Here is a 13,498-nt window from a genome sequence, read left to right as displayed (position 1 = left end):
GTGAAATCAGCGGGTGGTGAAGCCGGCGTCGACCTTCAGTTCGGTGCCAGTAAGGCGTTGGTTCCCGTGAAGAGCGGTGCCACCTGTTCCTTGGTCGGGTTCCGGGTGCCGGGCAGGAAGAGGTTGAAGCAGCGATCGTTCATGATCATGTCGGTATCGGTTGCGCCCGGGTGGACGGTGTTCGCCCGGATGCCGTGTTCGCCGAGTTCGCTGACGAGCGTTCGCATCAGGCCGACGACCGCATGCTTGCTGGCGGCGTAGGCGCCGGCGTTGCGTGTGCCTTTGATTCCGGCTGTCGAGCTGGTGATGACGATCGACCCTCCGTCGCCCTGCTCGATCAGGTGCGGTACTGCGGCTTTGCAGGTGTGCCACACGCCCTTGAGGTTGACGTCGAGTACGTCGTCCCACTCGTCTTCGGTAATCCGGTGTGCCGGTTCGCCACTGATGAAGATCCCGGCGTTTGCGACCACGATGTCGACGCGGCCGAGTTCCGCGACTCCGCGGTCGAGAAGCGTGCGCACCGAGTCGACTCTTCCAGCTAGCCGTCCGGGCATCCTGCTCCTTCTGTCCGACGTCGTTGTCGTCCGGAAGGTAACGAGGATCACAGAAGCGTCAGCGCGGCACTCCCATTCAGTAGGACGGAGTCTGGGGGCTCGCGAGAGTGTCTCCGGCTGAAGCGATTACGAGGACGGAGTGTGTAGACGCTCCACAGCCGTGCTGGCCATCGATCCCAGAACCTCGGGCGCGATGGGCGTCGGCGCGGTGGCGGAGAGTTGAGTCAGGGCGGGTCCCACTGCCGCGACAACTACATCGGCGACAAGTGTGAAACCTTCACTTGCCGTCGTGATTCGGTAGGAGAACGACGCGTCGCCGACGGGCGGCTGATGCCCCGCGCCGACCTGATAGGTGATGTTGATGCCGTCGGCGTCGGTACCCGCGAATTCGCTGCATCCGGAAATCGTGGCCTGCATACTCTCGAATGCTGCTGTGGCCGCGGCGCCGTCGGCGTACGAGGCGCTGTCCTGATCGATGCTCGTGAAATCGGGTCCGGTGAACATCTTCGAGATCGAGGCGACGGCACCCGGAACCTGGGTGGCGATCGGTGCGAGCACGCCGGCACAAGCGGCGGGGTTGGTGCTGGACTTGTCGGATTCCGATGTAGCGGGTGCGGGGGCGAGGCCCAGATCCTCGACCGGATCCGGCACGATGTCGAAGTCGGCTGGGAGGTCGCTGAGCGTGAGGACGGTCTGCGTCAGCGTCGCTTTGTCCAGGGGAGTGCCGTTGAGGTCAGTCGGGACAGGTGCAGAGCTGAACGGAGCGAGGGCAACATCGGGTACCGGGGAGGAACCCGATGCTGTGGGAGAAGATGTTTCGGATCCACATCCGCCGACGAGGAGAACTGCCGCCACGCCGAGTCCGGCGACAGCGCGACGCGACATCACGATGTCCACCGAATGTTGTTGGTAATGCTCTGGCGGATCACCGATGTGCCGTCCGGGTCGCTGTAAGCCTGGTCGCCACCGACGGACAGTTCGCCGCTGACGGGAAGAGGCAGGTTCAGGTCGACGGTCATGGTTCCCGATCCGGCCATGACGTACTGATCGATGTCGAGAGTGCCCGCGTCGCCTGCGAGATTCCAGATGTTGCTCTGCGGAGTCTGTGACAGTTCTACGGCCAGGGTAAGACGGTCGCCGTCACGCGCAGTCACGGTGACGGTGGTTGTCTGATCGAGCTGGATCTCGCTACTGACGTCTTGCTTCACTGTCCACCGCGCACCCACCCCGACGGGCTCCGCCGGCAGTGCAACTGCGCGATACACCGCTTGGCCGAAGGCCTGTTCGATTGCCGCGCGAGCGGCATTGGCTGCCCCGGCCGACGGGCGCAACCGCAGCGCCGTGACCGCGCCGGATTCCGTGAACGTCAACCCGGCTCCGGAACCTTCGGCGCCTCCGAGTGCCGCTTGGAGCGTCTCGTCCGGCGTGGTCATGCCAGAGAGGGTGAGATCAACCACGGTTGTCGAATTCTCGGGAGTGGCGGCCGTCGTCACGACGGCATTGAGCGGAATGGTCACTTCAGGCGAGGAAATGTCCTGAACCGGCTGCTGGTCGATCTGCTGGCGCACATCGGTCGACGTCACCAGTGTCGTTGCCTGGGTGGTTCCAGCGGGCAAGTTCATCCGCAGGCTCTGCCTGGGCTCACTGCCTGCGTCGAGTACCTCGACGGTAGCCGCGGTGACTGGGACCGTGAACTCGGCCGGAGTCGCCGAAGGCGTATCGGGCGACTGCTCGGCGTCGCCGCACGAGGTGAGAACGGTGACGAGAGCAAGGGCGGCCGCGAACACATACGGAACGCGCCGGCCGGAGATAGACAACTGTGGCACGCGCTCCAGGCTAACCGCTTCGCCGCAGTGCCCGGTCGGGTCGGGGAGCGCGTGCGTGTAGAGCAGCAGACATAGGGGATGATGGTGGACGTGAGTACAGACCACCCAGACCGAGATCTCAGCGCGGAGGATCAGCCGATTACCGATTTGTCGAAGTCCGCATCACCGACACGGCCAAAACGGTTGGCGATGCTGATCGCGATCGCGGCAGTCATCCTGATCGCGGACGTCGCGACCAAGATCTGGGCTGTTGCGGCGATCACGCCTGGCAAGCCGATCGAAATCATCGGTGACGTCGTCACTTTCACGTTGGTCCGTAATCCCGGTGCCGCATTCTCGATGGCAACGTCGATGACATGGATTCTCACCTTGGTTGCGATCGGCGTCGTGATCGGAGTGATCAAGATCGGTCGTACTCTGCGGTCACCCTGGTGGGCGCTGGGTCTGGGTCTGGTGCTCGGCGGCGCACTGGGCAACCTCATCGACCGATTGTTCCGTGCCCCGGGCTTCATGCGAGGACACGTCGTCGACTTCATGTCCATCGGTTGGTGGCCCGTGTTCAACATCGCAGATTCTGCGATCGTGTGCGGGGCAATTCTGTTGGTCGGCTTGACCCTGTTCGGGTTCGAACCCAACGGCGAGCGCCTGCGCAGCGACAAGTCCAGTGCGGACCAGGGGGAGAGCAAATGAGGGAATCGCGTTCGATGCCGGTACCGGACGGACTCGACGCGATGCGTGTCGATGCCGGTTTGGCTCGGCTACTCGGTCTGTCTCGAACCGTCTCGGCCACCCTTGCAGAAGAAGGCTCGGTACTGCTCGACGGTGTAGCCGTCGGTAAGTCCGATCGCTTGACCGCAGGATCGTGGCTCGAAGTTGTCCTACCCGAGCCGCCGCGTCCGCTGACCGTGGAAGCTACTCCGGTCGAGGGCATGGAGATTCTCTACGCGGACGACGACGTTGTTGCCGTGGACAAGCCGGTCGGCGTTGCCGCGCATGCGAGTGTGGGGTGGACGGGTCCGACGGTCATCGGTGGGCTGGCCGCCGCAGGTTTCCGGATTTCGACGTCCGGCGCACACGAGCGTCAGGGCATCGTTCACCGACTGGATGTCGGCACGTCCGGTGTCATGGTCGTTGCGACGTCCGAGCGGGCGTACACGGTACTCAAGCGGGCCTTCAAGCAGCGCACCATCGACAAGCGGTACCACGCGCTGGTCCAGGGCCACCCGGATCCGAGTAGCGGAACAATCGACGCTCCGATCGGACGGCACCACGGGAACGACTGGCGTTTTGCCGTCACCGCCGATGGCAAGGCAAGCGTCACGCATTACGACACCATCGAGGCATTTCAGGCGGCAAGCTTGTTGGACGTGCACCTCGAAACGGGCCGGACACACCAGATTCGGGTGCACTTCTCCGCACTGCGGCACCCGTGCTGTGGCGACTTGACGTACGGTGCGGACCCCCGCCTCGCCGAGCGATTGGGACTCGAGCGGCAGTGGCTTCACGCAGTGTCACTCGGGTTCGCGCACCCGGCGGACGGGCGCTGGGTCGAGATCAAGAGCAAGTATCCGAAGGACCTCGAACATGCGCTAGAGGTTCTTCGATCCGCATGAGCGCGCGAGCAGTCGGTTCCGCGCTGGCGGGAATCGCAGTTGTTGCGCTCGTCGTTGGAGCCGGCCTGCTGAATCCGGTTCCCACCCCGCCGGTGGGAACCGATTCGCTCGGCCCGGACAGTAGTGAACTGGTATCCGATTATCTCGACCGTGCGCGAGAGTCACTCGACGCGGTCGAGGAATCTGCGTGGGCCCTTGCATCGTTTGCCGCTCCGATGATCGCCGACGACGTCATCGCGGCCACCCCGGGAGTCCGGGTGTCCGAGGTGCTGTTCCGCGTGCCGTTGGACCGGGTTCAGACCCCGATGGTCGTGATCGCAGTACCGGACAACAACGACGCGATTCGACGGGCACCCGTAGCTGCGGCGACGCGACTCGCAGCCATGTCGGGGGTCGACGAACGGCAGAAACGCGTCGCGGAAGTGTCGAGTCGGCAGTTGGCGCAGGGGTGCGCGTGTGCGATCGGCGCGGTAGTGCACGGCAGTGCGCAGGAACTTGCGGCATTGGCGGGTTCGCCATCGATCCGAGCGCTCGAAGCCTTGCCTGAGGACGGCACTCCGTGGCGTGCGGCGGTTCGGCCGCTGCTGCCGGAGTATGTGGACGTGGTTCGGGTTGGACCGGATGACGGACCAGTTCCGTGAGCGCCGATGAGGGACGCGAGATCACTCTGTCGACAGCGGCCAGGTCCGGTTCGAGTCCGGGCATCGCGTTCGGCGTCGGAGCCTTCCTGATCTGGGGCGCTTTTCCCGCGTTCTTCGGGTTGCTCGATTTTGCCGACCCGCTCGAAATTCTTGCTCATCGAGTGGTGTGGACACTCGTTCTGATGCTGATCGTGCTGGCGGTTCTCGGCCGACTCGCCTCTCTTCGCGGTATCAGCGGGCGTACGTGGTTGCTGGTGACGGCAGCGTCGGCGGCTATCGCCGTCAATTGGGGAACCTATATCTATGCGGTGGCGTCGGGGCGAGTGGTGGAAGCCGCGCTCGGATACTTCATCAATCCGCTGGTGACTGTCCTTCTCGGCGTAGTGATCTTCCGGGAGCGACTTCGACGCGCTCAGATCGCGGCGCTGGCGCTGGCGGCAACAGCGGTGGTGGTGATCACCGTCGACTACGGCAAACCGCCGATCGTGGCACTCGTCCTGGCGGGGTCGTTTGCGACGTACGGACTGATCAAGAAGGTGGTTCCGCTCGACCCACGAACCAGTTTGACCGCCGAGGGCGTCGTCGCCGCTCCGTTCGCAGTGGGATATCTCGTCTTCCTCGGTCTGACCGGCGCCGGTGCGTTCGTATCCGGTGGCACCGGCCAAAGCCTGCTCCTCATAGCGGCCGGCCCGGTGACGGCCTTGCCGCTGTTGCTGTTCGGGGTCGCGGCACAGCGAGTGAAACTCTCGACGATGGGCATGTTGCAGTACCTGACACCGGCGCTGCAGATGTTGTGGGGCGTCGCAGTGATGCGTGAGGACATGCCGGCGTCGCGGTGGATCGGGTTCGCCTTGATCTGGCTGGCACTGGTGATCTTCACGACAGACATCGTCCGCGCGAATCGGCGTTCACAGGGGTCGACGTCGTCCAAGCAGGAGCCGGTCGCGTAACTCTCATCGCTGCGCCCGCCGGTCACGTCGATCGGCCGCCGACTCTGTCGGTAGCGGGGCATACACTCGACCAAGCTCCCAGACATCAGAGAGGCGCACGTGGCTGACTCGTTCGTTCATCTTCACAATCACACCGAGTACTCGATGCTCGACGGCGCGGCCAAGGTCGGCGCAATGTTCGAGGAGGCCACTCGGCTCGGCATGACCGCTGTCGGTATGACCGACCACGGAAACATGTACGGCGCCAGCCAGTTCTACAACGAAGCGGTCAAGGCTGGGATCAAGCCGATTATCGGCATCGAGGCGTACATCGCGCCGGAATCCCGGTTCAACACCAAGCGCGTGTTGTGGGGTGATCGCAGCCAGAAGTCCGACGACGTCTCTGGTAGCGGCGCGTATACGCACATGACGATGGTCGCGGAAAATGCCACAGGTCTACGCAACCTCTTCAAACTGTCTTCGCTTGCGTCCATCGAGGGCCAGTTGGGTAAGTGGCCCCGTATGGACGAGGAGCTCATCGCCTCGCATGCCGAGGGCATCATCGCCACCACGGGTTGCCCGTCCGGTGAGATCCAGACGCGCCTACGGCTCGGGCATGATCGTGAAGCCCTCGAAGCGGCCGCGAAGTGGCAGGAAATCTGGGGCCCTGACAATTTCTTCCTCGAGGTGATGGACCACGGTCTGTCGATCGAGCGTCGGGTGCGCGAGGGATTGCTCAACATCGGCCAGCAGCTCGGAATTCCGCCGCTCGCCACCAACGACTGCCATTACGTCACCAAGGACGCAGCCGAGAACCACGAGGCGCTGCTGTGCATCCAGACCGGTAAAACCCTCTCGGATCCCACGCGCTTCAAGTTCGACGGCGACGGTTACTACCTCAAGTCCGCGGCCGAGATGCGGGCTATCTGGGACAGCGAAGTTCCCGGAGCCTGCGACAACACCGTGACAATCGGTGAGCGCGTCCAGTCCTACGAGGACGTGTGGAAGTTCCACGACCGGATGCCGATCTTCCCGGTTCCCGAGGGCCACACGCAGCAGACGTTCCTGCGTGCCGAGGTCATGCGCGGCTTGGATCGACGTTTCCCCAGCGGTCCTCCCGAGGAGTATCTCGCGCGCGCCGACTACGAAATCGGCGTCATCAACGAGATGGGCTTCCCCGCCTACTTCCTCGTGGTCGGTGACCTCATCAACCATGCCAAGGAAGTCGGCATCCACGTCGGACCCGGTCGTGGATCCGCTGCCGGTTCGTTGGTCGCGTACGCAATGGGTATTACGAACATCGACCCGCTTCCATACGGTCTGCTGTTCGAGCGATTCCTCAACCCCGAGCGTGTGTCGATGCCTGATATCGATATCGACTTCGACGATCGCCGTCGCGGTGAGATGGTGCGTTACGCCACCGAGAAGTGGGGTGATGACCGCGTCGCACAGGTCATCACGTTCGGAACCATCAAGACCAAGGCAGCCATCAAGGACTCCGCTCGCGTGCAGTTCGGCAAGCCCGGTTTTGCCATTGCCGATCAGATCACCAAGGCGTTGCCGCCGCCGATCATGGCCAAGGACATCTCGGTATCCGGTATCACCGATCCCAAGCACGAGCGGTACAAGGAAGCTGCCGAGGTTCGCTCACTGATCGATTCCAGCCCGGACGTCGCGAAGATCTACAAGACCGCGGTGGGTCTGGAAGGTCTGATCCGTAACGCGGGTGTCCACGCCTGTGCCGTGATCATGTCGTCCGAGCCGTTGATGGATGCGATTCCGGTGTGGAAGCGCGCGCAGGACGGTGCGATCATCACCGGCTGGGATTACCCGTCGTGTGAGGCCATCGGTCTACTCAAGATGGACTTCCTTGGTCTGCGAAACCTCACCGTCATCGGTGACACACTCGAGAACATCAAGGCCAACCGCGGCATCGACATCGATCTCGATACGTTGCCGATGGACGACCCGGCCACGTACGAACTCCTGGCGCGCGGCGACACTCTCGGCGTGTTCCAGCTCGACGGCGGCGGTATGCGTGAGCTTCTGAAACTGATGCAGCCCACCGGTTTCGGCGACATCGTGGCCGCACTGGCGCTGTATCGGCCGGGTCCGATGGGTGTGGACGCCCACATCTCGTACGCCAAGCGCAAGAATGCCCTCGAAGAAGTCAGCCCCATTCACCCCGAACTGGAAGAACCGCTCGCGGAGATCCTCTCGGAGACGTACGGCCTGATCATCTACCAGGAGCAGATCATGCAACTGGCGCAGAAGGTGGCCGGATACACCCTGGGCCAGGCCGACTTGCTGCGCCGCGCCATGGGTAAGAAGAAGCTGTCCGAACTGGAGAAGGCGTACGCCGGGTTCCGTCAGGGCATGTTGGACAACAACTTCAGTGAAGCCGCCATCAAGGCGCTCTGGGATACCGTTCTCCCGTTCGCCGGCTACGCGTTCAACAAATCGCACTCCGCCGGCTACGGGCTCGTCTCGTTCTGGACGGCATACCTCAAAGCGAACTATCCGGCCGAGTACATGGCCGGTCTACTCACCTCGGTCGGCGACGACAAGGACAAGTCCGCTGTCTATCTCGCCGATTGCCGCAAGATGGGCATCACGGTGCTGCCGCCGGACGTCAACGAGTCGCGGGTCGACTTCGCGACGGTGGGGGAGGACATCCGCTTCGGTATGGGGTCCGTCCGAAATGTGGGCGCAAATGTCGTGGCATCCATCATCAAAGCGCGCACGGAGAAGGGTAAGTTCACCGACTTCTCCGACTATCTCGGCAAGATCGACGCGATGGCGTGCAACAAGAAGGTCACTGAATCCCTCATCAAGGCAGGCGGATTCGACTCTCTCGAACATCCGCGTAAGGGCTTGATGTTGGTGCACGCTGACGCTATCGATGCCGTCATGAGCACCAAGAAGGCGGAGGCCATCGGCCAGTTCGACCTGTTCGGTGGGTCCGAAGTGGACGAGTCCATCGCGTCGGTGTTCGACGTTCGCATTCCCGAAGAGGAATGGGAAACCAAACATCGCCTTGCGCTCGAACGAGAGATGTTGGGGCTGTACGTTTCCGGGCACCCGCTCAACGGCGTCGAACATATCCTCAAGCAGCAGTCCGATACCTCGATTGCCGCAATCCTCGACGGTGGTGTCCAGGATGGTGCGCAGGTCACATTGGGCGGCATCATCGCGTCGGTCGACCGCCGAGTAAACAAGAACGGCCTCACCTGGTGCATCGTGCAACTCGAGGATCTAGTCGGCGGTATCGAGGTGCTGTTCTTCCCGCAGGCGTACGCCGTGTACGGCATGGACATCGCGGAGGATGCGATCGTGCTGGTCAAGGCGCGGGTGTCTATTCGCGATGACCGTATGTCGTTGATCGGCAACGATCTTGCGGTGCCGGACCTTTCGGCTATCGGCGTGGCACGACCGCTTTCGGTGTCGTTGCCGTTGCGTCAGTGCACCAAGGACAAGCTTGGCGCGCTCAAGCAGATCCTTACGCGGCACCCCGGAACATCGGACGTGCATGTCCGTTTGATCGGAAGTAACGAGATCACGATGTGGAAGGTCGACGACGTTCTGCGGGTAGAGCCGTCGTCGGCTCTGATGGGCGATCTCAAAGCGCTTCTCGGGCCTGGCTGCCTCGCGGTTTAGGGCCTCATACAAAAAACGTCTCGTTCACCTGGGAAGCCAAGTGAACGAGACGTTTTCTGTATGTGCTGGAGAAGGAAGCGAGAGGCTTAGCTGCGGGAGTAGAAATTTCTGCGAACCCACCACGTAACTACGGTCGCGGCGGCGGCGATGAGAACTGCCGGCTGCATTGATGTGGTGATCGCGAGGGTGGCAACAAAGACGATCAGACCGATTGCCAGAGCTTCGAGTTTGTACAGCGGCCACTGTGTGCCGGCGATGTCGACGCTGTTGTCGGTGATCCGACGTGACACGCGAGTATCGAAACCTGCGGTTGTCATGAGGTCACCTACCGTTTCTGTGGTCCGTTCTGGACTTTAAGGGTATCCAGATAGCTGGTTTCGGGCAAGCGAACTTTATTGATGGCTACATCACTATCACTGTATCGATCACCTTGCAGTGTGCGTGTTGCGGTGGCCAAGGTCAGACAGTCGGTGTTCACTTGTACCCATGCCAATAACAGGTGAATACGAACCCAGCCCCGCTACGTGGGCAGCAGATCAGGTCGAGCAGATCGAGAACTCCGGTGGCACCGAGGGGAACGAACTCAACGGGATGGCCGTTGTCATCCTCACGACAATCGGTGCTAAGTCCGGCAAGGTACGAAAGACGCCGTTGATGCGCGTCGAGCACGACGGGAAGTACGCCGTTGTGGCGTCATTGGGCGGTGCGCCCAAGAACCCCGTCTGGTACTACAACGTCAAGGCAAACCCGAATGTCACGTTGCGTGATGCGACGCAGGTCTTCGACATGGTTGCGCGTGAGGTAACGGACGACGAGAAGGCGATCTGGTGGGAGCGCGCAGTGGAGGCATTCCCCGACTACGCGAACTATCAGAAGAAGACCGACCGAGAGATTCCGGTGTTCGTGCTCGAACCCAAGTAGATCTACGGAGGCGTCATGAGTCCGAAATCTGTTGCAGATCAATTGGTTCAACAGCTCGTGGATGCCGGGGTATCTCGGATCTACGGCATCGTGGGAGACAGTCTCAATCCTGTAGTGGACGCCGTGCGGCGCACTGGTGGCTCTGCCAAGGGTGGAATCGACTGGATTCATGTTCGTCACGAAGAAGCGGCCGCGTTCGCAGCTGCGGCCGATGCCCAGATCACCGGCGAGTTGGCCGTGTGTGCGGGCTCGTGCGGGCCAGGAAATCTGCATCTGATCAACGGACTCTACGACGCACATCGCTCGGGCGCGCCGGTCCTGGCGATTGCGTCGCACATTCCGAGCGCTCAGATCGGTATGGGTTATTTTCAGGAAACCCATCCTGAGCGAATTTTCATCGAGTGTTCGAGCTATACCGAGCTGATCAGCACAGCAGCGCAGGCGCCGCGCGTTGTTCAGTCGGCAATCACGCACGCGGTCGCCCGAAGCGGCGTATCCGTGATCGTTCTCCCCGGTGATATCGCGGACTGCCCGGTGGAGGGCGAACCGCCGACGCTGGTCGCAACTCGTCGTCCGACGCTGGTGCCCGATGCCGGTGACGTGCGCGCGCTGGCAGATGTGATCAACGCGTCGCGGAAGGTGGCGATCTTTGCCGGAGCCGGAGTGCGAGGTGCCCGCGACGAAGTGCTCGCGCTGGCCGAGGCAGTTGGCGCGCCGATCGGGCACACACTCCGCGGCAAGGAGTGGATTCAGTACGACAATCCGTACGACGTGGGCATGACCGGACTACTCGGTTACGGCGCGGCACACGACGGTATGCACGGGGCCGATTTGTTGCTGCTGATCGGCACAGACTTTCCGTACGACCAGTTTCTACCGCACACCGTGAGAACGGCTCAGATCGATTCTGCCGCAGAGAAATTGGGGCGCCGAACCAGTCTTGATCTTGCAGTACACGGAGATGTTGCTGCGACGCTGGCCGTGTTGATTCCCCAGGTGGAACGGAAGTCGGATCGAGCGTTCCTCGACGACATGCTCGAGGTGCACAGAACGTTGATGACCAAAGTTGTGGGCGCGTATACCGATCCGGTGAAACAACGCACCCCGATTCACCCCGAGTACGCGGCGTCGATCCTCGACGATCTTGCCGCCGAGGACGCGATCTTCACCGCGGATACGGGCATGTGCAACGTGTGGACGGCGCGGTATCTCAACCCCAACGGATCGCGACGATTCCTGTCGTCGGCCCTGCACGGTTCCATGGCTAATGCCTTGCCACACGCGCTGGGAGCGCAGTGGGCCAGTCCCGGTCGGCAGGTTATTTCGGTCTCCGGCGACGGCGGCCTGTCGATGCTGCTGGGCGAGTTGGTGACAGTGGCGATGTACAAATTGCCGGTCAAGATCGTGGTGTTCAACAACTCCACGCTCGGAATGGTCAAGCTCGAAATGCTGGTGGACGGCCTGCCCGATTTCGGAGTCGACGTTCCCGCTGTCGACTACGCGGGCGTCGCCGCTGCGCTGGGAATCTACTCGCGACGGATCGAGAATCCTGCTGACATCGAATCGGGTTTACGTGAGGCGCTGGATCACGACGGCCCGGCATTGGTCGATCTTGTGACGGATCCGCTGGCATTGTCTTTGCCGCCCACCATAACCGGTGGCCAGGTCAAGGGCTTTGCTCTCGCGATGTCGAAGATGGTGATGAACGGTGGCGTCGGCGAGGCCGTTCAGATGGCAAAGTCGAATCTGCGGAACGTGCCGCGTCCGTCGCAGTTCAACCCGAGAGGATAGGTCAGCGGCGGGCTTGCCAGGAACCGGCAAGCCGCGCGACCAGGTCGCCGTGTTGCTGCATCACCTCGGGTTGAAAGCGGCTGTCCGGGGCACACAGCACTAACGCTGCAACCGGTTGGCCGTCGGCGTGCCGTAGGGCAGCCCCGACTGCTCGTGTGCCGTCGAATCCTCGTCGTCGTTCTATGCCCAGCCGCGTGCTCGGATTGTCGCGAAGGCAGAGTCGGTCAGGCTGGGATCAACGCGCCGCCATGGCTCGAGCCACTGTGCAGCGTGATCGCTAGCCTCAGCAAAACGATGTCGAGAGGGGTGCTCATGGGTACGGACAAGTCGGGAACCGGCCTTCCGTGGGTCGAGGCGATTGCGGATTCGTTCCCGCGATACTCGTGTGCGACGTTTCACGCGGTCCAGCTACCAGCGCTGAACGCCGAAAACGGCAGGCTGGTTGTCGACGACTTGACCGGTGTGCCACCGCTGGCCTTCCGCGTCGACGGTCTGACGTTCACGTGGATCGCCACGGCGGACGGCATCGAAGCGGTCGAAGGCGACGCGAATGCCGCGACACTCGTCGAACTCGATGAGGCGACGTTCTCCGCATTTCTGCATGAACTCCTGACGGCCAGTGGGTCGGTTCGGACCGGGCGGGCAAAGGTGACGCGGGGAACCGTCGGCAGTTGGAAGCGATGGGAACCGGCCACGCGGGCGTTGATTACAGGTCGACCGATCTACACCGAAGCTGTCTGGGACACGTTGATCGATCGCGACGGCACACCGCTCGATCTGCTTCGACGATTCTCGGTGGACGGTGATCGTGACGAGATGCGCCATTTTCTCGCCACTGCGGGATTCCTCCATGTCAAAGGGGTATACACACCGGAGGAGATCTCGACGTTCCGCGACGAAGTCGAATTCGTTCGGTCCAAGACAACCCCAGGTGATCCGTTTTCGTGGTGGTCCGTCAACGCGGACGGCGAAGAAGTGGTCACTCGCGTCAACTACCTCGGTCGCTATTCGCAAGTGCTGCAAGATCTTTGCTTCGAACCTCGACTGACCGAGTGGGCGCGCCTGGGAAACCCAGCTTTTCGGGTGTGCGATGACCGCCTGGACGGGCCGATGGTTTTCATCAAGTCGTCCAACGTGGTCAAGGGAGACGGCGACCTCGGCTGGCACGTCGACGACGGTATCGGTGGGCATCCGGTTCTGTGTCCTCTCATTCAGGGCGGAATTCAGCTCGACTACGCGAATCCCGAGAACGGTCAGCTCATGGTCTTGGCAGGATCGCATCGGTACGCCAACCATTGGCGCAAGTGGGGTGAGGAAGGAAACCTGCCGGTGACGAAGCTCGAAACAGAGCCAGGCGACCTCACGCTTCATTTCGGCGACGTCATGCACAGCACCCCGCCGCCGACCGGTCGCGACGCTGGTCGGCGGGCTTTGTACTACAAGTTCTCCGAGCAGAAGACCTTCCGATGGGTGCCCCCGGGATGTCACTACAACGACGCACTGTTCCGCGCCGACGAGGACGGGACGGTTTCAGCGCGCGCGGCCACCCAACGCGCGTGAGGGGTG

General features: G+C 62.3%; 12 protein-coding genes. 8 read left to right on the top strand and 4 right to left on the bottom strand.

Going from position 1 to position 13,498, the window contains the following annotated elements; genetic code table 11:
• Nucleotides 1-35: 35 nt before the first annotated feature.
• The 3 genes from V2B23_RS17995 to V2B23_RS17985 form a co-directional block, all read right to left on the bottom strand.
• Nucleotides 36-554 (bottom strand): SDR family NAD(P)-dependent oxidoreductase, encoded by a 519-nt coding sequence (locus V2B23_RS17995; RefSeq protein ID WP_430951614.1) that lies wholly within the window; start codon nucleotides 552-554, stop codon nucleotides 36-38.
• Between the two features lie 126 nt (nucleotides 555-680).
• Nucleotides 681-1,439, bottom strand: a complete 759-nt coding sequence (locus V2B23_RS17990) for a sensor domain-containing protein (RefSeq protein ID WP_430951613.1) — start codon at nucleotides 1,437-1,439, stop codon at nucleotides 681-683.
• On the bottom strand, nucleotides 1,439-2,380 hold the full coding sequence (locus tag V2B23_RS17985) for a hypothetical protein (RefSeq protein WP_430951612.1): 942 nt from the start codon (nucleotides 2,378-2,380) through the stop codon (nucleotides 1,439-1,441). The genes V2B23_RS17990 and V2B23_RS17985 overlap by 1 nt, the downstream gene beginning before the upstream one ends.
• A gap of 81 nt (nucleotides 2,381-2,461) precedes the next feature.
• Between V2B23_RS17985 and lspA the strand changes: the two genes are divergently transcribed.
• From lspA to dnaE, 5 genes are all read left to right on the top strand, one after another.
• On the top strand, nucleotides 2,462-3,070 hold the full coding sequence (gene lspA / locus V2B23_RS17980) for a signal peptidase II (RefSeq protein WP_430951947.1): 609 nt from the start codon (nucleotides 2,462-2,464) through the stop codon (nucleotides 3,068-3,070).
• Nucleotides 3,067-3,993: an RluA family pseudouridine synthase gene (locus tag V2B23_RS17975; protein WP_045070283.1), complete on the top strand. Its 927-nt coding sequence runs from the start codon at nucleotides 3,067-3,069 to the stop codon at nucleotides 3,991-3,993. The genes lspA and V2B23_RS17975 overlap by 4 nt, the downstream gene beginning before the upstream one ends.
• Complete coding sequence (locus V2B23_RS17970; RefSeq protein ID WP_430951611.1) at nucleotides 3,990-4,634, top strand: hypothetical protein; 645 nt, start codon at nucleotides 3,990-3,992, stop codon at nucleotides 4,632-4,634. The genes V2B23_RS17975 and V2B23_RS17970 overlap by 4 nt, the downstream gene beginning before the upstream one ends.
• Nucleotides 4,635-4,660: 26 nt before the next feature.
• Nucleotides 4,661-5,584, top strand: a complete 924-nt coding sequence (gene rarD, locus V2B23_RS17965; RefSeq protein WP_430951946.1) for an EamA family transporter RarD — start codon at nucleotides 4,661-4,663, stop codon at nucleotides 5,582-5,584.
• A 99-nt stretch (nucleotides 5,585-5,683) separates the two neighbouring features.
• Nucleotides 5,684-9,220 (top strand): DNA polymerase III subunit alpha, encoded by a 3,537-nt coding sequence (gene dnaE, locus V2B23_RS17960; RefSeq protein WP_033230986.1) that lies wholly within the window; start codon nucleotides 5,684-5,686, stop codon nucleotides 9,218-9,220.
• An 86-nt stretch (nucleotides 9,221-9,306) separates the two neighbouring features.
• Here dnaE and V2B23_RS17955 read toward each other — a convergent pair whose 3' ends face one another.
• Nucleotides 9,307-9,537 (bottom strand): hypothetical protein, encoded by a 231-nt coding sequence (locus V2B23_RS17955; protein WP_430951610.1) that lies wholly within the window; start codon nucleotides 9,535-9,537, stop codon nucleotides 9,307-9,309.
• 169 nt (nucleotides 9,538-9,706) lie between these two features.
• Between V2B23_RS17955 and V2B23_RS17950 the strand changes: the two genes are divergently transcribed.
• The 3 genes from V2B23_RS17950 to V2B23_RS17940 all read left to right on the top strand — a co-directional run bounded on the left by V2B23_RS17950 (nucleotide 9,707) and on the right by V2B23_RS17940 (nucleotide 13,492).
• Complete coding sequence (locus tag V2B23_RS17950) at nucleotides 9,707-10,141, top strand: nitroreductase family deazaflavin-dependent oxidoreductase (protein WP_430951609.1); 435 nt, start codon at nucleotides 9,707-9,709, stop codon at nucleotides 10,139-10,141.
• 15 nt (nucleotides 10,142-10,156) lie between these two features.
• Nucleotides 10,157-11,932 carry a pyruvate dehydrogenase gene (locus V2B23_RS17945; protein ID WP_430951608.1) on the top strand — a complete coding sequence of 592 codons (1,776 nt, stop codon included), beginning with the start codon at nucleotides 10,157-10,159 and terminating at the stop codon, nucleotides 11,930-11,932.
• A gap of 312 nt (nucleotides 11,933-12,244) precedes the next feature.
• On the top strand, nucleotides 12,245-13,492 hold the full coding sequence (locus V2B23_RS17940; RefSeq protein WP_430951607.1) for a phytanoyl-CoA dioxygenase family protein: 1,248 nt from the start codon (nucleotides 12,245-12,247) through the stop codon (nucleotides 13,490-13,492).
• The last annotated feature ends 6 nt before the right edge of the window (nucleotides 13,493-13,498 follow it).

Source organism: Rhodococcus sp. 24CO, from assembly GCF_050586165.1.
Classification (GTDB): Bacteria; Actinomycetota; Actinomycetes; order Mycobacteriales; family Mycobacteriaceae; genus Rhodococcus_F.
This window is presented reverse-complemented; position numbering and strand designations above follow the sequence as displayed.